Consider the following 23815-nt stretch of genomic DNA (forward strand, 5'->3'; position numbering starts at 1 on the left):
ACCGATGAAGATCCTGGTCGCCCCCAAGGGCCGCGGCGCCCACCGCACCATCGCGCGCGCCCTGGCCGCCGCCGAGGCGGGCGCGGTGATCTCCATCGCGCCCGGCGAATACCCGGAGGCGCTGCGCCTGGAGCGCCGCGTCACCCTGGAACCGGCCGCCGGCGCGGGCTCGGTCGTCATCCGCCCGGTGCAGAGCCCGGCCCTGACCGTGGCCGCCGCCGACTGCCTGGTGCGCGGCCTGGTGCTGCGCGGCCAGGACCCGGCGCAGCCGCTGGTCCGGGTCGAGGACGGCTCCGGGCTCACCCTGGAGGACTGCGGGCTCAGCCACGGCCGGGTGGAGGTGCTGGGCTCGGCCGGGGTGCCGGCCGACCCCGACGGCGGTCCGCTGCCGCTCACGGTGGACGACGATCTGCGCGCCCAGCTGGACGATCCGGTGGCCGGCGGCGTGCTCGTGCTGCGGCACACCCGGCTGCACGGCGCGCACCACACCGCCCTGCACCTGGACGGCGACGCCCGGGCCCGCGCCGAGGACTCCATCATCGACTCGGTGGAGGGCATCGGGGTGGTGCTGTCGGGCGCCGCGGTGCTGCTGGCCGAGCGGCTGCGGGTGAGCGAGGTGTCCGGTTCGGCGCTGCGCGCCCGGGGCAACTCCCGGCTGCTGGTGCGCGACGCGCGGCTGTCCGGGGCGGGGCGGCATGGGGTGCTGGTGCAGGACACCGCGCGCGCCAAGGTGGAGGACTGCCGGATCGACGGCGTGGCGATGTCCGGGGTGCAGCTGGACCACGAGGCACGTGCCGACTTGACGGACTGCCGGGTCACCCGGGCCGGCGGCAGCGCGCTGGCGGCGGGCGGCACCACCCGGCTGACCGCGAACGGCTGCCGGATCGTGGAGCCGGCCGCCAACGGCCTGCTGGCGCTGGGGGACGCGACGGCGGAGGCGGTGAACTGCCAGCTGACCCGTACCGGTTTCTCCGCCCTGCACTTCGCGGACCGCTCCACGGGCACGGTGCTGGGCACCGTCGTCGCCGACAGCCGCGAACACGCGGTGGCCGTCACCGACTCGGCGAGCGCCGAGCTGACCGGCTGCACGCTGACCGGCGCGGTGATGTGCGGGGCGCAGGTGACGGAGGCGGCCCGGCTGACGATGCGCGGCAGCCGGGTGGTGGGCGGCGAGACCGGGGTGCGGGTGCGCTCCTCGGGCGAGAGCGAACTGCGCGAGTGCGCCATCGGCGGCCAGAGCAAGGGCGGCGTGGAGATCGGCACGGACGCCACGGTCGCTCTGCTGGCCACCTCGGTGACCGGGGTGGGCAGCGCCGGGGTGACGGTGGACTCCGGGGCCCGGCTGCGGATGGAGGGCGGCGGGGTCTACGGGTCCGGCGGCAGCGGCCTGGTCGTGTGGCAGGGCACCGAGCCGCAGGTGCGCGGGGTGCGGATCGAACGGGCCGGAAAGAACGGCATCCTGGTCGGGGAGAAGGCGCGCGGCGTCTTCGAGCACTGCGACGTGTCGGTGACCACCTTCCCGGCGCTGCACATCGGGGCGGACGCCGAGCCGGTGTTCCGCGGCTGCCGGGTCTTCGACTGCGAGCAGGACGTGGGTACGGCGAACGGGGCGAAGCCGACGTTCGAGGAGTGCGTGTCGGTCCGGGTGGGCAGCGCGACGCTGACCGGCGGACCGATCGGCACCGGCCCCAAGGGCGGCGGGCCCGCGGGCCCCGGCCCGGGCCCCGGAAGCCCTCCCGCCGTGCCCCAGGACATCAACGGCGGCACCGGCCCGGCCTCGGCCGATGACCCCGACGCGGGCCTGGCCGACGCGGGCGAGGCGGAGCCGGAGCCGGAGACCCTGGAGGAGCTGCTGGCCGAACTCAACGAGCTGGTGGGCCTGGACGGGGTCAAGGGCGATGTCGGCGGCATGGTGAAGCTCATGCAGATGGTGCGGATGCGCGAGGAGGCGGGGCTGCCCGCCCCGCCGCTCTCCCGGCATCTGGTCTTCGCGGGCAACCCCGGTACGGGCAAGACGACGGTGGCGCGGCTGTACGGCCGGCTGCTCAAGGCGCTGGGGCTGCTGGGCAAGGGCCACCTGGTGGAGGTGGACCGCAGCGCGCTGGTCGGCGAGTACGTGGGGCACACCGGCCCCAAGACCACCGAGGCGTTCCAGCGGGCGCGCGGCGGCGTACTCTTCATCGACGAGGCGTACGCGCTGGTTCCGGCCGGTGTCGCCAATGACTTCGGCGGGGAGGCGATCGCGACCCTGGTGAAGCTCATGGAGGACCACCGTGACGAGGTCGTGGTCATCGCCGCCGGATATCCCCAGGACATGGACCGCTTCATCGGCTCCAACCCTGGTCTGTCCTCGCGGTTCACCCGTACGCTGCTGTTCGCCGACTACTCCTCCCAGGAACTCGTGTCCATCGTGGAACACCACGCCCAGCAGCACAGCTACGAGCTGAGCGACGGCGCCCGCGACCGGCTGGCGGCCTATGTGGAGGCCATTCCGCGCGATGACCGGTTCGGCAACGGCCGTACCGCGCGCCAGCTGTTCCAGGCCATGACGGAGCGTCAGGCCATGCGTGTCTCCGAACTGACCAACCCCGAGGCGCAGCAGCTGATGACGCTGCGCGAAGAAGACCTTCCCCTCTGACAGGAGAAGTCCCCATGTCCGATGCACGATTCGCGGAGACCTTCGCCCGCGCGCCCGCCCGGGCGCCGCGCGGTCTCGTTCCCGGCCGCCGGGTGTGGACGTCGCTGGGTTCCGGCGTCGTGCTCGCGGCGGCCACCGTCCTCGCGGTGCCGCTGCTGAGCGCCAACGTCTTCGACAGCGGCAACACGGAACTGGCCGCCGACGTCCGTACCCCCGAGTTCGAACTCCCGCCCCTCATCATCGAGGAACTGCCCGCCGACGAGCCCGAGGAGGAGCTGGTCGAGGAGGAGGAAGAGGAAGAGGAGAAGGAGGAGGAGAAGAAGCCGGCCGACCCGCCGGCCGCGCCCCCGCCCGCCGCCCCGCCGGTGGTGGTCGAGGAGGAGAAGAAGGCGGACCCGCCGGCCGAGAAGGAGGAGAAGAAGAACGATCCTCCGGCCGAGCCCAAGAACGAGGATCCGCCGGCCCCGTACATCACCCGCGGCAACGTCCAGATCAAGGGTCTGGACGGCAAGTGCCTGGACGTGGCCAACTCCCGCACCGACAACGGCACGCCGGCCACCTTGTTCGACTGCAACGGCAGCAACGCCCAGAAGTGGAACTTCTGGTCGGACGGCACCCTGCGCGCGATGGGCAACTGCCTGAGTCTGGTGGGCGCCAAGACCACCGACGGCACGCTCCTGCACATGTGGGACTGCACCGGGAACGCCACCCAGCGCTGGGCCGTCAGCCCGAACAACGACATCGTGAACATGTCGGCCGACAAGTGCCTGGACGTGCCCTGGGCGGACTCCTCCAGCGGCATCCAGCTCCAGATCGCCATCTGCTCGGGCAACCCGGCGCAGAAGTGGACCATCTCCGGCTGATCGCACGGGCGTCCACGGGTGACAGAAGCTGACTCGGGGCAGGGGAAGGGCGTGGGCCGGGTACGTTCCGGCGCATGGCCTACCCCTGCCCCGATTGCGATGCCCCGCAGGCGGTGACCGCGCTGGACGTGCGCGGCGAGATCTTCCTCCACCCGTGCCTGTCCTGCAACTGGGTGCCGGCCGCCGCCCCGCGTGCCTCCGCGCTGCGTGCCAACGCCCCGTGTCCGACCCGGGGTTGTGATGGCTCGGTGGGCGAGATCTACCGCTACGACGACGCGCGTTCGCCGCTGGAGGTGCGGCGCGAGCACTGCCCGCAGTGCTACGGGGGCGGCGCGGCGGCGAAGCCGCTCAGTGCGCCGTCCCGCCGCGCAGCGGCACGGTGAGGTCCGCGCGCAGCGGCGGGAGCGCGCCGGAGTCCAGGGGCGTCAGCGCGCCGTCCACGACCGCCAGCGGCAGCGCCTCGACCTGGGAGCGGCGCGGCGCGCTGTCGGGCTCGGGCTGGGTGAAGTAGACGAGCAGTCCCGCGTCGTCGCCCTGGCCGATCGCGACGGCGTGGTGCGCGGGGTTCTCGCCGGCCAGGACGGCGCCGGGCTGCCGCTCCCAGTGGGTCAGATCGGTGGAGCGGTACACCAGCAGGCCGTCCCAGCAGTCGGTGAGCATCCAGTACGCCCCGGCGTGGGCGAGGACGGTGGGGCCCTCGTGGGCCTGCTCACCCTCCAGGGCGCGGCCGATCGGGCGCCAGGAGAAGAGATCGGGTGAATCCGCGGCGTGAATTGTGGAGCCGTCCGCCTCGTCCTTGAACCACATCCGCCAGCCGCCGCCGGCCTCGGGGGGCAGCGGCCACACGCAGGCGTCGATGACCTTCCCGGAGGAGAGTTCCAGGCGGGAGACGAAGCTCCAGTGCTCCAGGTCGGCGGAGGTGTAGTGGAGGATGTGGCGCGGGCCGCTCCAGTCGGCGCGGATGCCGGTGAGGTAGGTGACGTACATGTGGTACGTGCCGTCGTGCCACAGCACCTCGGGGGCCCAGTAGGTGTTGCGGCCCGCCTCGTACTCCAGGCCGCGGGCGATGCCCCGGTACTCCCAGTGCGCGCCGTCGTCGGTGCTGACGGCGATGCCGATGTCGGTGCCGTGCACCCACTCCACGCCCGCGCCGTCGTGACCGGCCCGGCGGGCGGTGTAGAACATCCACCACGCGCCGGTGTCGCGGTGCCGGATGAGGGTGGGGTCGGTGGCCCCGTCGTGCACGGGGTCGCGGAAGAGAACGGTCATAGGGCCGAAGCGTAGGAGAAACGCCCGCGAATCAACAGAGCTGAACCTAACCCAACATCGCGGGCGGGCGGCCGGTGCGCCGCCCCCGGTCAGCCCAGCAGGGCGGCCACGACCACCAGCACCGGGATGGCCAGCACCGTCGACAGCAGGATCGACTCCCGGGCCAGCCGCACCCCCACCTGGTAGCGGGAGGCGTAGGTGAACAGGTTCTGCGCGGCCGGCAGCGCGGAGGTCACCACCACGTGGAAGACGTCGGTGGCCCCGAGCCCGAAGACCCCGGCCGCCACCGCCCAGGCCACCACCGGCATGCCCACCGACTTCAGGGCGACGGACAGCAGCATCGGCCAGCGGTCGTCCCCCTGCCCCGGCAGGCTGCTGCCGTGCAGCGAGATCCCGAACGCCAGCAGCACGGCGGGCACCGCCATGTTGCCGATGAGCACCGCGGGCTCCAGAAGCTGCTCGGGCACCGTCCAGCCGGAGCCCGCCACCGCGACGCCGGCGAGCGCGCTGATCACCACGGGGTTGCGGAACGGGGTCAGCACCCGCTGCCACACCGGGGTGCCCGCGCTGCCCTCGCCCGACAGATCGAGCACGGTGAGCGCCACCGGCATGACGATGAGCTGCTGGAAGAGCAGCACCGGCGCGACCAGGGTGGCGTCGTTCAGCACGTACACCGCGATGGGGATGCCGAGGTTGCCCGCGTTCACGTAGCTGGAGCACAGCGCGCCGATGGTGGTGCGGCCCACCCCCCAGCCGCGGATCGCGCCGAGCGCGATGAAGACGGCCGCGACCGCGAACGTCGAGATGGCGGTGACCAGCAGCGGGGTGGAGAAGATGACGCCCAGATCGGCGCCGGCCAGGGTGGTGAACAGCAGCGCGGGGGTGGCGACGTAGAAGGCGAGCTTGGTGAGGACCTCCCGCCCGTTCTCGCCGAGCGATCCCCGCCATCCGAGCAGATAGCCGGTGCCGATCACGCTGGCGATGATCGCGAACCCTGTGATCACACCACCCATGCGGGCAACTATGTGTCGTGTACATCTAATAGGTCAATGTGATCTCAACTACGGGGACGCACCGCTGACCTGCGTGACAGCACCGAGCCGGACGCCTACCGTCACCCTCCGTGCACACGAGAATGCGTACGATCATCGCGCCGCTGGCCGTCCTCCCCCTCCTCCTCGGGCTCGCCCCCGAAACCCCCCGGACCGCTGAGGCCCCCGGCCCCGGCGACCGCCTCGCCGAGGTCCTCGCCGAGCGGACCACCGCCGAGGGCGCCCTGCGCCACCTGACCGCCCTCCAGCGGATCGCCGACGCCTCCGGCGGACACCGCGAGGCCGGCAGCCCGGGCCACGAGCGCTCGGCGCGGTACGCCACCGCGCAGCTGGAGGCGGCCGGCTACCGGGTCAGCCACCAGCCCTTCACCTTCTCCCACCGGGAGACCACCGCCGAACGCCTCACCCTCACCGGCGACGGGGAGCGCGCCGTCCCCGTGCGGGCCCTCACGTACACCGCGAACACCCCGCCCGGCGGGCTGACGGCCCCGCTCGCCGTCGCCGGGGGCGAGGGCTGCGCGCCCGGCGACTTCGCGGGCGACGTGTACCGGGGCCGGATCGCCCTCATCGCCCGGGGCACCTGCACCTTCGCCGAGAAGGCCGCCAACGCGGCGGCGGCGGGCGCGGTGGCCGCCCTCGTCCACGACAACGTCCCAGGCGACACCCCCTTCACCGGCAGCCTCAGCGACCCGGACGCCGGGGTGATCCCGGTCGGCGGCCTCACCCTGGCGGACGGACGCGAACTGGCGGCGGCGGACGGGGCGACCCTCCACCTGGAGCTGGAACAGCTCGCCGAGGAGCGCGAGACCTTCAACGTCATCGCCGAGAGCCGGGGCGGCGACCCCGACCGGGTGGTGATGGCCGGCGCCCACCTGGACTCGGTGCGCGAGGGCCCCGGCATCAACGACAACGGCTCCGGCACGGCCGGCGTCCTGGAGACCGCCCTGCGCCTGGCCGAGCACCACCGGGGCGGCGGCGCCACCGTACGGTTCGCGCTGTGGTCCGCGGAGGAGTGGGGGCTGCTCGGCTCCCGCCACTACGTGGCCGGGCTCACCGGCGCCGAGCGGGACGCGATCTCCGTCTATCTCAACTTCGACATGATCGCCTCCCCCAACCACGCCCTGTTCGTCTACGACGGGACCGAGGGGCCGGCCGGCTCGGCCGCGGTGACGGAGCACCTGGTGGCGTCCCTCGCCGAGCAGGGCCTGACCGCCGAACTCACGCCGTTCGGCAGCCGCAGCGACCACGCCCCCTTCGTCGAGGCGGGCATCGCGGCCGGCGGCCTGTTCACCGGCGCCGAGGGCCTCAAGACCGAGGAGCAGGCCCGGCTGTGGGGCGGCACGGCGGGCGAGCCGTACGATCCCTGCTACCACTCCGCCTGTGACGACCTCGGCAACATCGGCCACGCGGCGCTGGCCGCGAACGTCCGCGTGATCGCGCAGACGGTCGGCCGTGCCGTGTGGCACCCGGAGGCGCTCACCACCGCCCCCTGAGGCCGGAAAAAACTGTGCGGCTGCGCGGTGGGGGCCCCGCCCGGTAGGCTCTGCCTGTGATCTTCAAGCGCATCGGAACCGGCCGACCCTACCCTGACCACGGCCGGGAGAACACGCGGCAGTGGGCGGACGTCGCCCCGCGCCCCGTGCGCCTGGACCAGCTGATCACCACCAAGGGCCAGCTGGACCTGGAAACGCTGCTCGCCGAGGACTCCACCTTCTACGGCGACCTCTTCGCCCATGTCGTGAAGTGGCAGGGCGACCTCTACCTGGAGGACGGCCTGCACCGGGCGGTCCGCGCCGCGCTCCAGCAACGCCAGGTCCTGCACGCCCGGGTCCTGGAGATGGATTATCCGCTGTGAGGCCGCGGCCGGTCCGCCGTTCGGGGCCGGTTCCGCCCATCGGTTGATCATTTAGTAGGTCCTGGCGCCGCACATGACTACGCTGCGTCCATGAGCATGCTGACGCCTCCCGGCATGGGCGGAAAGAAGAACCGCGTCACGGGTGACCGCTACCCCCGGATGCGCCCCCCGCGCCGTCGCCGCCGCACCGTTGCCGTGGCCCTCTCCACCCTCGCGGTCCTCGGCCTGGTGGGCACCGGCACGCTCCAGCTCATCCGGGTGTTCTCCGCCGACGCGGAGGGCGACGGCACCCAGCCGGCCGCCTCCGGCGTACGGGAGTGCGCCACCGACCGGCCCGAGGCCGGGGACGAGGCCGAAGGCGCCTCGGGACCGCTGGCGGAACTGCCGGAGCCCAGGACCATCACCGTCAACGTCTACAACGCGACCGCCCGTACCGGCCTCGCCCAGCAGACCGCCGACGCGCTCGCCGAACGCGGCTTCACCATCGGCACGGTGGACAACGCCCCCGAGGAGCTGGACGGCAAGGTCGCCGCACCCGGGCTGCTGATGGGCGCCGCCGACGCCCAGGAGTCCGGCGCGCTGGCCGTGGTCGGCGCGCAGCTGGCCGGCGCGGAGCAGGCCGAGGGGGACGCGGCGGCCGGCACCGCGCCCGAGGGCGAGGAGCAGGACGAGGAGGCCGCGGCCGGCCCCCAGGTCGACTTCGTCATCGGCGAGGGCTTCAAGAACCTGTCCGCCCCCCAGGACGCCGCCCGCGCCCTGGAGGAGCTCAGGAAGCCAGCGGAACAGGAGACCGCCCCGGCCTGCTGACCGGCCGCGTCAGCCGGCCGTCCCGTACAGCCGGTCGCCCGCGTCGCCAAGACCCGGCACGATGTAGCCCAGCTCGTTCAGCCGCTCGTCGAGCGCCGCCGTCACCATCGTGACCGGCGCCCCGGCCAGCTCGCGCTCCATCAGCTCCACGCCCTCCGGGGCGGCCAGCAGACAGATCGCGGTCACGTCGTCGGCGCCGCGCTCGATCAGGTCCCGGATCGCCGCCACCAGCGTGCCGCCGGTCGCCAGCATCGGGTCCAGCACGTACACCTGGCGCCCCGACAGGTCCTCGGGCATCCGCGAGGCGTACGTCGCCGCCTGCAGCGTCTCCTCGTCCCGGACCATCCCCAGGAAGCCCACCTCGGCGGTCGGCAGCAGCCGCACCATGCCGTCGAGCATCCCCAGACCCGCCCGTATGATCGGCACGACGAGCGGCTTGGGGTGTGACAGGCGCACCCCCGTCGTCGCGGCCACGGGGGTGGTGATGTCCACGAGTTCGGTGCGGACGTCACGGGTCGCTTCGTACGCCAGCAGGGTGACCAGCTCGTCAGCCAGCCGCCGGAAGGTGGGGGAATCGGTGCGCTCGTCGCGCAGCGTGGTCAGCTTGTGCGCCACCAGCGGGTGGTCGACGACATGGGTCCGCATGAGTGCGACAGTACCGAATGCCCCGGACACTCCGGCTGCCGGGCGGATGCGGAATATTCCGCGGGTGAACTGCCGGGTTACCCGACAGGGCACCCCTTTTCTGCCACGATGCTGAGTGGCAGAGCCAGACCGAGTGGGGAGAGTCACGGTGTACTTCACCGCACTGCTCGCGCGGACCGATGATGGTTGGGAAGCGAGTGATACCGAGTTCGACGATGTGGAGAGCCTGGACGAGTTGGCCGATCTGGCCCGGGAGGCAGCTCCCGATGACGACACCGTCCTGGTCTGCATCGAGCAGGAGGGCGTCTGGTTCGGCATCGTCCGGATCGACGGCGAGGACGATCCACGCGTCTTCGTCTCGGACGCCGCACGGGCCATGCGCAGCGCGTACGGCGAGATCCTGCTGACGGACGAACTGCTGGGCCGGGAGGCGGCGGAAGCCGACATGCTGGCCCTCGATGACCTGGACGAGCCCGCGGACGACGAGGTCGGGGCCGACCGGGACACGGACGACGACGGGACCGGCGCCGGCGGCGCCCTGGACGGCGAAGGCGACACCGATCCGGACGAGGTGCCGCGCGGCCCGGTCGGGGACGCGGGACTGCTGGCCGATCTCGGCATCGACGCCGGGACCGTGCTCAGGCTCTCCGCCGACGACGCGCTCGGCGAGATCGCCGAGACGCTGGGCGCCGCGGATGTGCTGGAGGCCGTCAGGTGACCGCCCGGGGTGCCGCGCGGGATGGGTGACGGAACGGCTTGCGGCCCCCCGTACCCCGCACACCCCGCGGACCCCGTGCGCGATCCCTGGATCCCCGCGATGCGGCAGGCCATGACCCTGGCAGGCACGGCGGGCGCGGCCGGAGACGTACCCGTCGGGGCGCTGGTGCTGGGCCCCGGCGGGCCGGACGGCGCGGCCGTGCTCGGCCGGGGCTTCAACGAGCGGGAGGCCACCGGCGACCCGACCGCGCACGCCGAGGTGCTGGCGCTGCGCGAGGCGGCCGGGCATCTCGGCGACTGGCGGCTGACCGGCTGCACGCTGGTGGTCACGCTGGAGCCGTGCACGATGTGCGCGGGGGCCATCGTGCTCTCCCGGGTGGAACGCGTGGTGTACGGCGCCAGGGACGCCAAGACGGGTGCGGCGGGCTCGCTGTGGGACGTCCTGCGCGACCGGCGGCTCAATCACCGTCCCGAGGTGATCGGCGGCGTGCTGGGAGAGGAGACCGCGGGCCTCCTCACGGAATTCTTCCGGCGCGGCGGATGCTAAGCTTCCGCACGGTAGCGTGTCCGAGCGGCCTAAGGAGCTCGCCTCGAAAGCGAGTGTGGGGGCAACTCCACCGAGGGTTCAAATCCCTCCGCTACCGCGTGTGTGCGACGGGCCCGACCCCCTTCCGGGGGCTCGGGCCCTCGCCGTATCCGCGGGAGGTGGCGCTGCTGTGACGCTGGAACGCACCCGTCGGCTGCTGCTCTTCGCCCTGCTCGTCTTCGTGCTGTACGCGGTGATCGCGGAGCCGGGGCGGGCCGCGGATTTCGCGGCGATGACGATCGAGGCCGTGTCGGGGGCCGCGCTCGGGGTGGGCCGGTTCGTGGCCTCCCTGGTCCACTGACGCCCGGGGCCCGGCGATCAACACGTCGTACTCGGGTGCTTGCACACAGTGGACATGTCTTGTGATGCTATGACCGCTTTTGCCGTTGATTGAAACGTGAAAGGTCGGTCGGCTGGTGGCGGTGACGCAGACCCGGGGCGCCCAGGCACGGGCGCTGACGCAGGCGCTGTTCGAGCAACTGGACCGGCTGGAGGCCGGCACCGCCGAGCACGCCCGGGTCCGTGGAGCGCTGATCGAGGCCAATGTGCCGCTGGTGCGGTACGCGGCGCTGCGCTTCCACAGCCGCAACGAACCGATGGAGGACATCGTCCAGGTCGGGACGATCGGGCTGATCCACGCGATCGACCGGTTCGACCTGGAGCGGGGGGTGCAGTTCCCCACCTTCGCGATGCCCACCATCGTGGGCGAGATCCGCCGCTACTTCCGTGACAGCGTGCGCTCGGTCCATGTGCCGCGCCGGCTGCACGAGTTGTGGGCCCAGGTACGGGCGGCCACCGAGGAGCTGACGGTGGCGCTGGGACGGGACCCGAACCCGGCGGAGATCGCCGAGCGGCTCCAGATCCCCGAGGAGGACGTGCTGGCCTCGCTGGAGGCGGGCAGCGCGTACCGCGTCTCGTCGCTGGAGGCGGCGCAGGAGCGCGACGACGGGTCCGCCGGGCTGATCGAGCGGCTCGGGTACGAGGACCCGGAGCTGGCGGGGGTCGAACACCGGGCGCTGGTACGGCATCTGCTGGTGCAGTTGCCGGAGCGCGAGCAGCGCATCCTGCTGCTGCGCTACTACCGCAATCTGACCCAGTCGCAGATCAGCGCGGAGCTGGGCGTCTCGCAGATGCACGTTTCGCGGTTGCTCACCAGGAGCTTCGCGCGGCTGCGTTCCGCAAATCCGATCGACGCGTAACTCGTACGAGGGACCCAACTCCTGGAACTCCGGGCTTCGCTGTGCCGTTTTATCGACATGACGCTACATCGTGTTGATGACATGTGACATTCTGCTAGAACCGCGTTTGCCGTGGCGGCAGCTCCGGTATCCACGAGGGTGACGCCACTTCTCGTACCGAGTGCGCCGCCGTGACCCGTCCACGACCTCAAGGGGGTGGCATGTCCGTAGAACTGGGCAGCTCCAAGGTGCTCACCACAGCCGGCACGCCGCAGGAACCCGAACCGCTCCCCGCCGTACCGCCGACCGAAGGCCTCGACACCCGCACGCTCTCCCGTTCCCTCTTCCAGCGCCTCGCCACCCTGGAGAAGGACAGCCCCGAGCGCGGCTATGTCCGGGACACCCTCATCGAGCTCAACCTGCCGCTAGTGCGGTACGCGGCGGCGCGGTTCCGCAGCCGCAACGAGCCGATGGAGGACATCGTCCAGGTCGGCACCATCGGCCTGATCAAGGCGATCGACCGCTTCGACTGCGAACGCGGGGTGGAGTTCCCGACCTTCGCGATGCCCACCGTGGTCGGGGAGATCAAGCGCTTCTTCCGCGACACCTCGTGGTCGGTACGGGTCCCGCGCCGGCTCCAGGAGCTGCGGCTCGCCCTCACCAAGGCCAGCGACGAACTCGCCCAGCGCCTGGACCGCTCTCCCACCGTCGCCGAACTCGCCGTGTGCCTGGGGGTGTCGGAGGAGGAGGTCGTCGACGGCCTCGCCGTCGGCAACGCCTACACCGCGAGTTCCCTGGACTCCCCCGCGCCCGAAGAGGACGGCGGCGAAGGCTCGTTGGCCGACCGGCTCGGCTACGAGGACGGCGCGCTGGAGGGCGTGGAATACCGCGAGTCCCTCAAGCCGCTGCTGGCGAAGCTGCCCGCGCGTGAGCGGCGCATCATCATGCTGCGCTTCTTCGCCAATATGACGCAGTCGCAGATCGGCGAGGAGGTCGGCATCTCGCAGATGCATGTCTCACGGCTGCTGACCCGCACCCTCGCCCAGTTGCGCGACGGTCTGACGGCCGAGGAATGAGAAACCCGGACCGGCGTCGGGGCGCCGGTCCGGGGACGTGACAGGGGTCAGTTGAAGGCGAGCCAGGCCACGCCGGCGAGCGCGATGACACCCACCACGATGCCCACGATCAGCCCGATACGCGGGCCGGCCGACGCCGACTGCTGGGCGCGCCGCTGCGGCGGCTCCTCGTCGACGAAGGCGCGGAACATCTGGGTGCTGCCCGCGGGATCCTGCTGCGGGTTCTGGGGTGCTTGGGGGTTGTGAGCCATGTCCGGTGACCCTAGCGAACGCCTGCCCGCAGAACACAGTCCGGGCCCTTGAGGATGGCTTAACCTCGCCCTAAGCCTGGTCTATACCAACACCTTGTCATGCGCAGAGTGAGCCGCTGAAATAAGGGCCATGAAGCGGAGACACGCACTGCGTACCCCCACCCGCAGACTTCTCGCGGCAGGTCTGTCGCTGGCCCTGGGCTGGACGGCGCTGACGACCATGACCGCGACGGCCGACCAGGAACCGGACACCGATGTGTCCACCGCGGCCGTCCTGTTCCACGACGACTTCAACGGCCCCGCGGGATCGGCCGTCGACAGCTCCAAGTGGCAGATGGAGACGGGTGACAACAGCGGCAACAACCGCGAGCACCAGTACTACACGCCGGGCAACAACAACGCCGCCCTCGACGGCAACGGCAACCTGGTGATCACCGCCCGCAAGGAGAACCCGAACAACTACCAGTGCTGGTACGGGACCTGCCAGTACACCTCGGCCCGGATGAACACGGCCGGAAAGTTCACCACGACGTACGGCAAGGTCGAGGCCCGCATCAAGCTGCCGCGCGGGCAGGGCATCTGGCCCGCGTTCTGGATGCTGGGCAACGACATCGGCCAGATCGGCTGGCCGGCCAGCGGCGAGATCGACATCATGGAGAACATCGGCCGCGAGCCCGGCACGGTGCACGGCACCCTGCACGGCCCCGGCTACTCGGGCGGCGGCGGCATCGGCGCCTCGTACACCCTGCCCGGCGGACGGGCCTTCGCCGACGACTTCCACACCTTCGCGGTGGACTGGGCCCCCGACCGGATCAGCTGGTCCGTGGACGGCGTCACCTACCAGACCCGCACCCCCGCCGACCTCGGCGGCAACCAGTGGGCGTTCAACAAGCCGTTCTTCATGATCCTCAACCTGGCCGTCGGCGGCGAATGGCCCGGCTACCCGGACGGCAGCACCACCTTCCCGCAGCAGATGATCGTCGACTACGTGACGGTCACCTCGTACGACGGCGGGGGCGACGACGGCGGGGGCGGCGACGGCCGCACCGGCCAGATCTCCGGCCTGGCCGGCAAGTGCGTGGACGTGGCGGGCGCGAACACCGCGAACGGCACCCCGGTCGTCCTGTACGACTGCAACGGTTCCTCGGCGCAGCGCTGGACGGTCCACTCCGACGGCACCCTGCGCGCGCTGGGCAAGTGCCTGAGCCTGGTGGGCAGCGCCACCGGCGACGGCACGAAGGTCCACCTGTGGGACTGCACGGGCAACGCGACGCAACGCTGGGCGATCAGCGGCGCGCGGGACATCGTGAACATCTCCGCCGACAAGTGCCTGGACGTCCCCTGGGCGGACCCGGCCAACAACAACCAGCTCCAGATCGCGACCTGCTCCGGGAACGCGGCCCAGAAGTGGACGGCACCCTGATCCGTCCCCGTTCGTTCACCGGGGTATGAGAGCCACGGACAGACCCCTCACACCTCCCAGCCGCCGCGCCCTGATCACGGGCGCGGCGGCGACGGCCGGCACCCTGTGCCTGGCGGCCTGCGGCGCCGGCGGGGACGGCGGGGACAAGAGCACGCCCCCCTCCGAGCTGTCCCTGACCGACGTCCCCGTCGGCGAGGCGGTGGAGGTCGCCACCGCCTCCGGCGAGGAGGCACTGCTCTACCGCGCCGACGACACGGAGCTCGTGGCCTTCACCGCGGTCTGCACCCACATGGGCGGCAAGGTCACCCCCGAGGGCACCCAGCTCCGCTGCCACCTGCACAACTCGGTCTTCGACGCCGCCACCGGCGAACCCCTCTCGGGCCCCGCCCTCAAACCCCTCCCGCCGCTGGACGTCCGTGTACAAGGGGACGAAATCACCGTCGGCTGAAGCTCGGGATGGCAGTCTTGGCCCATGACGCTGAAGCAGCTGAAGGACACCATCGGCAGGATCGGCATCTGGACCCCCGTGCTCCGCTCGGAGGACCCCGAGCGCCGCGCCCAGATCACCGAGGCCGCCACCGAGCTGGACCGCCTCGGCTACGGCGCCATCTGGCTCGGCGGCAGCCCGCACGTCCGGGACACCGTCCCGCTGCTGGAGGCCACCTCACGGATCGTGGTGGCCACCGGCATCCTCAGCATCTGGAACGACGAGCCGGCCGACGTCGCCCAGGCCTTCAGCCGCGTCAACGCGGCCTTCGACGACCGGCTGCTGCTGGGCCTGGGCGTCAGCCACGAGATCCTCACCGAGCGCTATGAGAAGCCGTACGCCTCGATGCGGGACTTCCTGACCGCCCTGGACGAGGCCACCACCCCGGTCCCCAGGGACCACCGCGTCCTGGCTGCCCTCGGCCCCCGCATGCTGGAGCTGGCCCGCACCGAATCCGCGGGCGCCCATCCCTACCTGGTCACCGCCGAGCACACGGCGCAGGCCCGCGAGGCCCTCGGCCCGGACGCCCTGCTCGCCCCCGACCTGAAGGTCGTCCTGGACGACGACCCCCAGCGCGCCCGCGAGACGGCCCGCACCTACCTGGCCCGCTACCTGGCCCTCCCCAACTACACGAACAACCTCCAGCGGCTGGGCTTCACCACCGAGGACTTCGAGAACGGCGGCTCGGACCCCCTCCTCGACGCGGTCTTCGCCCTGGGCACCCCGGACGAGATCGCCGCCAAGGTCGAAACCTTCCACACGGCCGGCGCGGACCACGTCGCCCTGAACGTGGTCACCCAGAACGAAGAAGAAATCCCCCTCCCCCAATGGCACACCCTGGCCGAAGCCCTGCTGTGAGCCCCGCGCTCAGTCGTACGCGGCCAGCACGGCGTTGTAGACGCCCGGCCACCCCCCATAGGTGTCCCGCACCCGCCGTATCGCCTTGCTGAGCGGAACCGGCGATCCGACGATCGCCTCGTTCCGCAGGGCAAGGCGCTCCAGCAGGGCGAACGACGGGCGTCTGCTGGACTTCTCGGCGTTACAGACCCGATGGACGGGCGCAAGATTCCACAAGGCGTCGAGATCGGGCCCCTGCCACGGCCGAACACCACGGCAGCGGTCCATCATCGTGAACGGGAAGACGTGGTCGATCTCGATCGCGTCGTCCTCCGCCAACGGCTCCAGGCACAGCAGGCATCGGCCGTGCTGAAACCCCCGGACGGCATCGTCGACCCGCGCCACCGACCGCCGACGCCGCCGGTCCCGGAGCACTCCACTGCCCAGATCCGCGATCACCTCGCCGGCCATGAGATCCCGGCCGATGCCGGAGTCGAAGGACGCCTCGACGATGGCCAGCCTGGCCCGGTTCTCCGCCCGCAGTCCGGCGATGTGCCCCGCGGCGGCGACATCCCGCATCTCGGGGGTCAGCACGACCGTGCGCTTCTTCCCACGCCCGTCCAGCCGGTAGAAGAGGACGGGCAGGCTCTCCCCACCCACGTTCGGGAACTTCTGCATCACCATCCCGGGCACAGACAGCCTTGCGGCCTCCCGCAGCACATCGGTGGGATGCCCGAGCCTGACCGACTCCCCGGCCTCCCGCCGCAGCACGGCCAGGAAGTCGCCGTCCCCGATCGGGGTGGACGCCGGAGCGTGCGCCGCCCCTTCCGTCTCCCTGCGGGCGAGCGTCATGGCATACGGCTCGACGAACTCCTCCAGCGGCACCTCCTCCCGTCCCTCTCCCCCGAAGTCCAGCAGCGCTTCGGCGAGTGCGAACTTGTATGTACGGGCGTTGGCCCCCATCAGCACCGCCATCCGGAAGCACGCACGGGCCGAACGCTCCAGCTCAAGAAATCCGCTCACCCGGCCACCTCAAAGACCAGCGCGTCCCAGTGCACCAGCGGCCTGCCCATCCGGTCCGGATTCCCGCTTCGTTGCACCAGCGCCAGCCCATGCTCCTCGGCCAGGGCGATCGTCTCATCGGCCGGCACATCGAACATCCGCCGCCCCTCGGGCGGCGGCCCGTGCCGCAGCGTGATGACCACCTTTCCCTCGGGCTCGGCGACCAGCTCCCGCAGCCTTGCCATCCCCACCCGCCGCTCGCCCTCGTCGAGATGCATCCACACCGCCGAGAGCAGCACCAGATCGAAGACCCCACTCACCCCGCCAATCTCGGGCAGCGCGGCATCGACCCACTGCACGCCTGACCCGGAGTGCAGTTCCCTCCCCACATCCCGCAACGCGTCGGTCGGCTCCACAGCCACCACCCGATAGCCACGTCTCGCCAGGGCGGCGGCATCCCGCCCGCTCCCGGCCCCCACATCGAGCACCCGAGCACCCGGCGGCGGCAGATGAGGCAGCACCTCCCGGTGCACATCCTCGAACCGCACCCCCTCATACGCCCGGGCCAACTCCCCCGCCCGAACCCCGTACTCCTCCTGCCCGACAACCCTCACCCCAGCACCTCCCCTTCCCCACCTAGGCTATCCACCCCCACTGCCAACCGACGGGCTCGATTCGGCATTCGGCCTCGTCACGCTGGCCGAGCAGGCTCCTGGTCCTGCCCCTGCAGCAGGGCAGATGGCACCCGGATCACCGTCTCATCGATATCCGACAGACCAAGATCGGCCGCCCCATCGGCGAACTCGTGAGCGTTCAATGGACCACGTCCGCCGCTGTGGGGAACACCCGGCGAAATCCTGCAGATCGGCATCGAAGAAGAGCGGACTCGTGCGCCACCGCCCTTACGAATAACCGGCGCCGCCGACCCGATGCCCCAAGACGACCGTTCCGAATGCCCGCCACCGAAAGATCTGCGCATGCCGCCCGGTCCCATGAGTTCACATGTCAGTTGAAGATCATTTCTCGCGCCCGGCCGATTGATGGCAGAGGCCGGTCGCGGTTACATCGAACGGTGGACGTTCGCAACATGTCGGCCCTGTCGGCCAGCGTCGGACGAGTCTGATCACTGGTTGCCGTGCTTCGGTGCCGTGTTGCAACGTCACTGCACACATTGAGAGATCGATGCCGTGCACCTGAAAAGGACTGGACTACGGGCGGGTTCCTGACCGGCCGCAGGAAGTCGCTTGCTTCGAGCGGATGTTCCAGTATCTTTGCTCCCACGTCGCATCCCATCGCATGGCATCAAGCCGCCCTCCTTAGAGCGACGCAGAAAGGGCAGAGGTATGCCCAAGAAGTACCCGTACCAGCTCCCGCAGCACAAGGTCGATCACGGCGTCGAGATCCCCGTCGAGGAACTCAAGATCGACGACAAGGCCCAGCGCACGCTCAACGAACCCCGCGCCATGGGCATCGCCAAGAACCTGGTTCCCGAGGCACTTGGCACCATAGTCGCGTCACAGCGGGCCAACGGGGACCGCTTCATCGTCGACGGGATGCACCGTTGGCATGCCGCAAAGCTCTCTGGGATCCCTACTCTGATGGCTGAGGTTCACCACGACCTCGATCAACAGGAAGAGGCGATTCTCTTCCTGATCAAGAACCGCGAGTCGAGCAAGCCCCGGCCACTCGACGAGTACAAGATCGGGTTGACCGCAGGGCTGCCCCTCTTTGTTGACACGGAGTCGGCGCTGTTGGCACGTAACCTGTCCATGGGATCGTCCGGGACGAACACAGTGGGCGCCGTCGCAGGCGTGCTTCGCATCACCGACCTGTACGGCCCCGAGATCCTTGAGCGCACGCTCAAGGTGGCCGAGGAAGCGTGGGGTCGAACGAAGGACACCTGGGACGGAATGCTCCTCGGAGGCATCGGCATGTTTCTCGGCCGGCATGGCGATCACGTGGATGACCAAGCGCTTGCAGAGAAGATAGGCAAGAAGGATCCGGCATTCCGCTGGCGTGCCAACATCACTGCCCTCGCATCTGCTGGTGGCACGCAGCACAGCGGAACAGGTTCGAGGGTGAGTACCTGCTACCAGCTTCTCATCACCGAGTGGAACAAGGGAAGGCAGGCGAAGAACAGGATCGCCGTCTGATCTCGTCAGTTCTTCGTAGCTGAGGGCCCGGAAGCTCCGGGCCCTCAGTCATTCCTCGTCCCACCACCGGCTTCCATCGCGTGCACCATGCATGCCACCGCTCTGTGGAGCGGTCGTGGCCCACGACGTGCGGTTGGAACAGCGACTGAAGAACCCACCTGGAGGAGTGACACCAGCACTCAACGCTGTCCCGATCCACGACTGGCCAGAACACTGCCCTGCGACAGCAAGGGACGGACGTACTCCTGCCGAAGCACTCAGCCGGTCACATCAGGGAGTCACCCGGCGTGGTCGACCGGGCTCCCCGAGGGCTGGCAGTGCCGTACCCGGGGAAAGGACGCGCGGCCGCCGAGCCGTCCGAGCGCCGCACGGCTCGATGCGGGTAGCACTCATTCACGCAGTGGCCGAGGAAGAGGTCAGCAAAAGCTCAGCCGCCCCGGCACATTGCACGACCCCAATCGACAGAGGATCGAGCCGCGTGCTCACCGCTACGAGATCCGGCCGATCCCGCTGACTTAGAACCCCCGGCGCACCGCCAGCTCGCTCCTGGTGGCACTCAAAAGGGCGCTCGCAGATCGCCCAGCGCAGCCCGCAACGCTCCCCAGACCGCCATGACCCTGGAGGTCTACGCTGCGGGAAGCGGTACAGCGGCTCGCCAGCGGGTTCAGTGCCGCTGAGAAGCGTGCTGTACTCCACTGCTGTGCGGCACGAAAAAGCCCCGTTCCGGTGAGGAACGGGGCTCCATTCTGTGCGCTCGGCAGGATTCGAACCTGCAACCTTCTGATCCGTAGTCAGATGCTCTATCCGTTAAGCTACGAGCGCCTGCGGCCCGTGTGGACCGGCTTGCGGGGACAACATTACATGACCTGCGGCCGAGGGGGAAATCCGTTCGTCCAGCCCCGCTGAGCTGGGCAAACACACCAAAGCCCTGGTCCTTGGGACCAGGGCTCACGGCGGAGGCTCCGGGATTTGAACCCGGGATGGGGGGTTACCCCAAACCGCATTAGCAGTGCGGCGCCATAGACCAGACTAGGCGAAGCCTCCTCGCACACGGTGCGTGGCACATGATGCCACAGGCGTGGCGGGGTCAGCCAATCCGTTCCGCAACGATCCGGGGGGACGGGCGTTAGGCACGGCGGCGGGGAGTGCCCCGTCCGGAGTCGATCGTCCTGGAGGCCCCCGTGTACAGCAGCTCTCTCGCCGCCCTCGTGCTCGCCGCCCTCGCCGGCACCGCGCAGCCGGCGCCGGCGCCCGCGCCCACCCACGAGCTGACCATCACCGTCAGCGATCACGGGTCCGCCGACGGCGTCCAGCGGCTCCGCTGTTCGCCGGCCGGCGGGGACCACCCGCGGGCGGCCGACGCCTGTGCCGCCCTCGAGGCCGCGCGCACGCCGTTCGCGCCACTCGCCGACGGCACCCTGTGCACCCGCGTCTACGGCGGACCGGCCACCGCGCGGGTTGAAGGGGTGTGGGACGGGCAGCGGGTGGCCGCCGAGTTCAGCCGCACGGACGGGTGTGAGATCGCCCGTTGGGACGCCCTCGTCCCCGCCCTGCCGCCGGTCGGCAACCACTCCTGAACAGCGCTTCCACGAACACACCACCGCGCCGGGGACCGCTGGCCGTAGACTCCCCCCTAACGACTGGCACGGGCTAGGGAGGAACGACGTCGTGAGCAGCAGGCCAGCGAGAGGCGCTGCTCGCCTCGCCGCCATACTCGACGCGCTGCCGGACGCGCTGTTGCTCGTCAACGGCAACGGCACCGTCGTCAACGCCAACGCCATCGCGATGGAGACCCTCGAGGTCCCCGGCGCGCCCCTCATCGGACGCGGACTGCTCGACATCGTCCCGGACTTCGATCCGCGGCGTATCCCGGGCTCCATGCGCCGTCCCGAGGAGGATCCCGCCGCGCGCACCAAGCCGACCCGCATGGTCGCGCGGCGCACGGACGGCGTCGAGTTGCCGGTGGAGGTGACCAGCGCCGGGCTCAACAACCGGCACGCGCACTACGCCTCGGCCGTCGAGGCCGCGTTCGCCGATGACTACTCGGGTGAGGAACTGCTGGTTCTGGTGGTGCGGGACCTGTCCGGGACACTGGACACCGAGGCCGAACTCGTCCGCCAGCAGCGGCAGACGGAGATGATCCTGCGGGCCGCCTCCGAGGGCGTGGTGGGGGTGGACACGGCGGGCCGCATCGTGCTCGTCAATCCGGCCGCCGCGCAGATCCTCGGGCACCGGGCCAGCCAGCTCGGCGGCCAGGAACTGCACCCGCTCATCCAGCACTCGCGCGCCGACGGCAGCCCGCTGCCGTACGAGGAGACCCCGCTGCACGACACGCTGCACTCCGGGCGCAAGCACCGGGTGCGCGGCCGGGTGCTGTGGACCAAGGACGGCCGTGCGGTGCCGGTGGATCTCACCACCGCCCCCGTCCGGGACGGGCAGCAACTGGTGGGCGCGGTACTCACGTTCACCGACCGGCGCCCGTACGACGCGCTCGTCGCCCGGCACGTGCAGCTCCAGTCGGTGCTCAGCGAGAGCCTGCGCGGCCCGCTGGAGCAGCTGCGCGACGAACTCACCACGCTGGCCGCCGATCCGGCCGGGCAGCTGTGGCCGGAGGCCAATCAGCTGCTGCACCATCTGGCCGCCGGGTACGCCCGGATGACCACGCTGGTCGACAACGTGCTCAGCTACCAGCGCCTGGACGAGGGCACCGAGAAGCTGTCCCTGGAGAAGGCGTCGCTGGACGAGGTCGTGGCGGCCGGAGTGGAGGGCGCGACCGAGCTGATCGGCCCGGGCCGGGTGCAGTTCGCCGTGCACGCCCCGCCGATCGACGCCGAGGTGGACCCGGAGCGGCTGGCGCAGGCGCTGGCCCATCTGATCGCCGATGTGGCCGGGGTGGACGCCACCGGCCGCGGCGGCGGTGGCGGGGACGCCACGATCGTGGTGGCCGCGGCGCAGCGCGGGGATGTCGTACGGATCGAGGTACGCGGGCCCCGTCCCGGCGGCGGCGCGGTGCACGAGCCGATCGTGCGCGGGATCGTGCGGCAGCACGGCGGTGTGCTCCAGACGCACGAGGTGCCGGGGGCGGGCGGCAGCGCGTACGTGCTGGAGGTTCCGGTCTCCGGCGGCGACGGCGCGGGCGCGCCCCAGGCCGTCGGTACGGGCGTGGGACCCGGCCGGGACGCCAGCGGTGACACCACGGTGATGCCGGTGCCCGCGCAGCCCGCGCGCGGGACGCAGGCCAAGAAGAAGCAGCCGCAGCCGGCGGCGGAGGCCGAGGCCGAGGCGCCCAGTGGGCGGCGCCGGCGGCAGGGGGAGGCGCTGCCCGCGCTGCCCCCGGGGCCGACGTCCGCTCCCTCGCCGGCCCCCGCTCCCGTGCCGGTGCCCGCGGCGCTGCCTGCGGCGGGGCCCGAGGAGCCGGAGGGGCAGGGCGGCACGCTGGGCGGTCGCCGCCGGCGCGCGCTGGGCCCGGTGCCGGCCGCCGGGCCTGAGCCGGAGATTCCGCAGCAGTCGACGGGGCCCTCCGGCGAGGCGCCGACCGGGCGCCGTCGCCGGGCCAACCCGGGCGAGAGCCAGGGGGCCGAACCGCAGGGGCCCGTTCCCGCCCCGGCGCCCGCGCCGGAGGTGGAGGCGGAGCCCGAACCGCAGCCCGTCGAGCACTCGGTGGTCGCGGCCAGCCCGATCCTGGACGGCAGCGCCCCGCAGAACGCCCTGCCCGTACGTCAGCCCCGCGCCCTGCCGATGCCCGGCAGCGACCGGGCCGGCAAGCCGGACGCCCGGGCGGCTGTGAGCGTGCAGACGCTCGGCCAGGGCGTCCCGGTGCACACGCCGCCGCAGGGCACCGGCACCGGTGCCGCCGGGACGGGAACGCATCCGGGCCGCCGCCGTAAGCTCGCCGCCCCGCCCGCCGAGATCGACCCGCCGCAGCCCGCGGGTGCCGAGGGCGCCGCCGCGCCCGCCGAGGCCCGTGCCGTGGGTGCGGCCCGGCAGGCGGCGCAGAACGTGACGGGCGGCGGGCGGGAGTTCGCCATCAGCGCCCCGGCGGCCGGTGCCGCCGAGGGTCCGGAGCCGCTGGACGGTCCCGGCGGCGCGGTGGAGGTCACCGAGGGCCGCCCGGGCGGCGCCCCGCGGGTGCCCGCCCCGGCCGACGACGAACTGCCGCCGGAGCCGCTGGACAATCCGCGCCGGCTGCTGGTGTGGCCCGAGCCGGACCCCTCCACCCAGCAGGCGCTGACCGAGCGCGGCTACCGTCCGGTCCTGGTGCACTCGCGGGAGGAGGTCGACGCGCAGATCGCCGCCTATCCGGCCGCGCTGTTCGTCGATCCGCTGACCGGTCCGATCACCCGTACCGCGTTGCAGTCGCTGCGGCAGGCGGCGGTGGCCGCCGAGGTGCCGGTGCTGGTGACGGCCGGTCTGGGCCAGGCGAGCCGGGAGGCGGCGTACGGTGCCGATCCGGCCGTCCTGCTGAAGGCGCTGGCGCCGCGCGACAGTGAGCAGCATCCGCCGCGTGTCCTGCTGGTGGAGGAGCAGCCCGCCATCGCGCAGGCCCTTGCCATGTCGCTGGAGCGGCGCGGCATGCAGGCGGCGCACGCCGTCTCGGACGCCGAGGCGATGGAGGTGGCGGCGCAGATCCGGCCGAACCTGGTGGTGATGGACCTGAACCAGGTCCGCCGTCGCCGGGCCGGCATCATCGACTGGCTGCGCATCAACGGGCTGCTGAGCCGTACTCCGTTCGTCGTCTATACGGCGGCCGAGATGGATCCGACGCAGTTGCCGCAGCTGGCCTCGGGCGAGACGGTGCTGTTCCTGGCGGAGCGGTCCACCCATCCCGAGGTGCAGAGCAAGATCGTGGATCTGCTGACCAAGATAGGCGCGCACTAGGCCCCCTGTCCGGCACGGGGCGCATGAACGCATGGCGCCTGCCGGGCCCGCGCCTCCGCACGCCGTGTGGCGGGCGGGGGCGCGGCCGGCCGGACGCG

The 23815-nt window shown here is 71.5% G+C and carries 23 protein-coding genes and 3 tRNA genes; 18 read left to right on the forward strand and 8 right to left on the reverse strand.

The features are described 5' to 3' along the window. The first annotated feature begins 4 nt into the window (after positions 1 to 4). From ACTFAP_RS13465 to ACTFAP_RS13475, 3 genes are all read left to right on the forward strand, one after another. A complete protein-coding gene (locus ACTFAP_RS13465; protein WP_500469205.1) occupies positions 5 to 2638 on the forward strand; it encodes a right-handed parallel beta-helix repeat-containing protein in 2634 nt (877 codons plus the stop codon). A 14-nt stretch (positions 2639 to 2652) separates the two neighbouring features. Next, positions 2653 to 3501, forward strand: a complete 849-nt coding sequence (locus ACTFAP_RS13470) for a ricin-type beta-trefoil lectin domain protein (RefSeq protein ID WP_390118047.1) — start codon at positions 2653 to 2655, stop codon at positions 3499 to 3501. A 74-nt stretch (positions 3502 to 3575) separates the two neighbouring features. Then, positions 3576 to 3884 (forward strand): hypothetical protein, encoded by a 309-nt coding sequence (locus tag ACTFAP_RS13475; RefSeq protein ID WP_390118045.1) that lies wholly within the window; start codon positions 3576 to 3578, stop codon positions 3882 to 3884. On the opposite strand, the gene ACTFAP_RS13480 is transcribed toward ACTFAP_RS13475, so the two are convergent. Then, entirely contained in the window at positions 3850 to 4770 is a 921-nt protein-coding gene (locus tag ACTFAP_RS13480; protein WP_500469207.1) for a glycosyl hydrolase, read from the reverse strand. The genes ACTFAP_RS13475 and ACTFAP_RS13480 overlap by 35 nt on opposite strands. 89 nt (positions 4771 to 4859) lie before the next feature. Beyond that, the gene (locus tag ACTFAP_RS13485) at positions 4860 to 5783 is read right to left on the reverse strand and encodes an AEC family transporter (RefSeq protein WP_390118041.1); all 924 of its coding nucleotides are present in this window, start codon (positions 5781 to 5783) and stop codon (positions 4860 to 4862) included. A gap of 122 nt (positions 5784 to 5905) precedes the next feature. Between ACTFAP_RS13485 and ACTFAP_RS13490 the strand changes: the two genes are divergently transcribed. From ACTFAP_RS13490 to ACTFAP_RS13500, 3 genes are all read left to right on the forward strand, one after another. After that, positions 5906 to 7315, forward strand: coding sequence for a M28 family peptidase (locus ACTFAP_RS13490; protein WP_500469209.1), 1410 nt, complete (start codon positions 5906 to 5908; stop codon positions 7313 to 7315). Between the two features lie 56 nt (positions 7316 to 7371). Then, positions 7372 to 7677: a type II toxin-antitoxin system VapB family antitoxin gene (locus tag ACTFAP_RS13495; RefSeq protein WP_390118037.1), complete on the forward strand. Its 306-nt coding sequence runs from the start codon at positions 7372 to 7374 to the stop codon at positions 7675 to 7677. A gap of 90 nt (positions 7678 to 7767) precedes the next feature. Then, on the forward strand, positions 7768 to 8484 hold the full coding sequence (locus ACTFAP_RS13500; RefSeq protein WP_500469210.1) for a LytR C-terminal domain-containing protein: 717 nt from the start codon (positions 7768 to 7770) through the stop codon (positions 8482 to 8484). Positions 8485 to 8493: 9 nt separating this feature from the next. Here the strand turns inward: ACTFAP_RS13500 and upp are convergent, their stop codons facing one another. After that, positions 8494 to 9129, reverse strand: coding sequence for a uracil phosphoribosyltransferase (gene upp / locus ACTFAP_RS13505; protein WP_200366110.1), 636 nt, complete (start codon positions 9127 to 9129; stop codon positions 8494 to 8496). A gap of 148 nt (positions 9130 to 9277) precedes the next feature. Here upp and ACTFAP_RS13510 point away from each other — a divergent pair, with 148 nt between their 5' ends. The 6 genes from ACTFAP_RS13510 to ACTFAP_RS13535 all read left to right on the forward strand — a co-directional run bounded on the left by ACTFAP_RS13510 (position 9278) and on the right by ACTFAP_RS13535 (position 12686). Further along, positions 9278 to 9847 (forward strand): tRNA adenosine deaminase-associated protein, encoded by a 570-nt coding sequence (locus tag ACTFAP_RS13510; protein ID WP_500469212.1) that lies wholly within the window; start codon positions 9278 to 9280, stop codon positions 9845 to 9847. Positions 9848 to 9868: 21 nt separating this feature from the next. Continuing rightward, positions 9869 to 10393 (forward strand): tRNA adenosine(34) deaminase TadA, encoded by a 525-nt coding sequence (tadA, locus tag ACTFAP_RS13515; protein WP_500469214.1) that lies wholly within the window; start codon positions 9869 to 9871, stop codon positions 10391 to 10393. 10 nt (positions 10394 to 10403) lie between these two features. Continuing rightward, positions 10404 to 10490: transfer RNA gene (locus ACTFAP_RS13520), tRNA-Ser, on the forward strand. 72 nt (positions 10491 to 10562) lie between these two features. Next, positions 10563 to 10733: a hypothetical protein gene (locus tag ACTFAP_RS13525; RefSeq protein ID WP_200366105.1), complete on the forward strand. Its 171-nt coding sequence runs from the start codon at positions 10563 to 10565 to the stop codon at positions 10731 to 10733. Positions 10734 to 10848: 115 nt separating this feature from the next. After that, on the forward strand, positions 10849 to 11631 hold the full coding sequence (locus ACTFAP_RS13530; protein WP_030732314.1) for an RNA polymerase sigma factor SigF: 783 nt from the start codon (positions 10849 to 10851) through the stop codon (positions 11629 to 11631). A gap of 200 nt (positions 11632 to 11831) precedes the next feature. Next, positions 11832 to 12686, forward strand: coding sequence for an RNA polymerase sigma factor SigF (locus ACTFAP_RS13535; RefSeq protein ID WP_390118027.1), 855 nt, complete (start codon positions 11832 to 11834; stop codon positions 12684 to 12686). A gap of 47 nt (positions 12687 to 12733) precedes the next feature. Here the strand turns inward: ACTFAP_RS13535 and ACTFAP_RS13540 are convergent, their stop codons facing one another. Next, the gene (locus ACTFAP_RS13540) at positions 12734 to 12937 is read right to left on the reverse strand and encodes a hypothetical protein (protein WP_500469216.1); all 204 of its coding nucleotides are present in this window, start codon (positions 12935 to 12937) and stop codon (positions 12734 to 12736) included. 130 nt (positions 12938 to 13067) lie between these two features. On the opposite strand from ACTFAP_RS13540, the gene ACTFAP_RS13545 reads away from it, so the two are divergent. From ACTFAP_RS13545 to ACTFAP_RS13555, 3 genes are read left to right on the forward strand one after another with little or no spacing between them, the layout of a single operon-like run. Then, positions 13068 to 14360, forward strand: coding sequence for a family 16 glycosylhydrolase (locus ACTFAP_RS13545; protein WP_390118025.1), 1293 nt, complete (start codon positions 13068 to 13070; stop codon positions 14358 to 14360). 25 nt (positions 14361 to 14385) lie between these two features. Continuing rightward, positions 14386 to 14808, forward strand: a complete 423-nt coding sequence (locus tag ACTFAP_RS13550) for a Rieske (2Fe-2S) protein (protein ID WP_436980002.1) — start codon at positions 14386 to 14388, stop codon at positions 14806 to 14808. 24 nt (positions 14809 to 14832) lie between these two features. Next, positions 14833 to 15705 carry an LLM class F420-dependent oxidoreductase gene (locus tag ACTFAP_RS13555; RefSeq protein ID WP_500469217.1) on the forward strand — a complete coding sequence of 291 codons (873 nt, stop codon included), beginning with the start codon at positions 14833 to 14835 and terminating at the stop codon, positions 15703 to 15705. A gap of 9 nt (positions 15706 to 15714) precedes the next feature. Here the strand turns inward: ACTFAP_RS13555 and ACTFAP_RS13560 are convergent, their stop codons facing one another. Continuing rightward, on the reverse strand, positions 15715 to 16707 hold the full coding sequence (locus tag ACTFAP_RS13560; protein ID WP_500469219.1) for an HNH endonuclease: 993 nt from the start codon (positions 16705 to 16707) through the stop codon (positions 15715 to 15717). Further along, complete coding sequence (locus ACTFAP_RS13565) at positions 16704 to 17300, reverse strand: class I SAM-dependent methyltransferase (protein ID WP_500469221.1); 597 nt, start codon at positions 17298 to 17300, stop codon at positions 16704 to 16706. The genes ACTFAP_RS13560 and ACTFAP_RS13565 overlap by 4 nt, the downstream gene beginning before the upstream one ends. Positions 17301 to 18029: 729 nt before the next feature. On the opposite strand from ACTFAP_RS13565, the gene ACTFAP_RS13570 reads away from it, so the two are divergent. Further along, entirely contained in the window at positions 18030 to 18839 is an 810-nt protein-coding gene (locus ACTFAP_RS13570) for a DUF6551 family protein (RefSeq protein ID WP_500469222.1), read from the forward strand. A 749-nt stretch (positions 18840 to 19588) separates the two neighbouring features. Here ACTFAP_RS13570 and ACTFAP_RS13575 read toward each other — a convergent pair. Continuing rightward, a tRNA-Arg gene (locus ACTFAP_RS13575) sits at positions 19589 to 19661 on the reverse strand. Between the two features lie 132 nt (positions 19662 to 19793). Next, positions 19794 to 19883 (reverse strand) — tRNA-Ser (locus tag ACTFAP_RS13580). Positions 19884 to 20020: 137 nt separating this feature from the next. Between ACTFAP_RS13580 and ACTFAP_RS13585 the strand changes: the two genes are divergently transcribed. Beyond that, positions 20021 to 20416, forward strand: a complete 396-nt coding sequence (locus tag ACTFAP_RS13585) for an SSI family serine proteinase inhibitor (RefSeq protein WP_500469224.1) — start codon at positions 20021 to 20023, stop codon at positions 20414 to 20416. A 91-nt stretch (positions 20417 to 20507) separates the two neighbouring features. Then, a complete protein-coding gene (locus ACTFAP_RS13590) occupies positions 20508 to 23717 on the forward strand; it encodes a hybrid sensor histidine kinase/response regulator (protein ID WP_500469226.1) in 3210 nt (1069 codons plus the stop codon). Positions 23718 to 23815: the final 98 nt, after the last annotated feature.

This window comes from Streptomyces sp. PH9007, assembly GCF_059813725.1.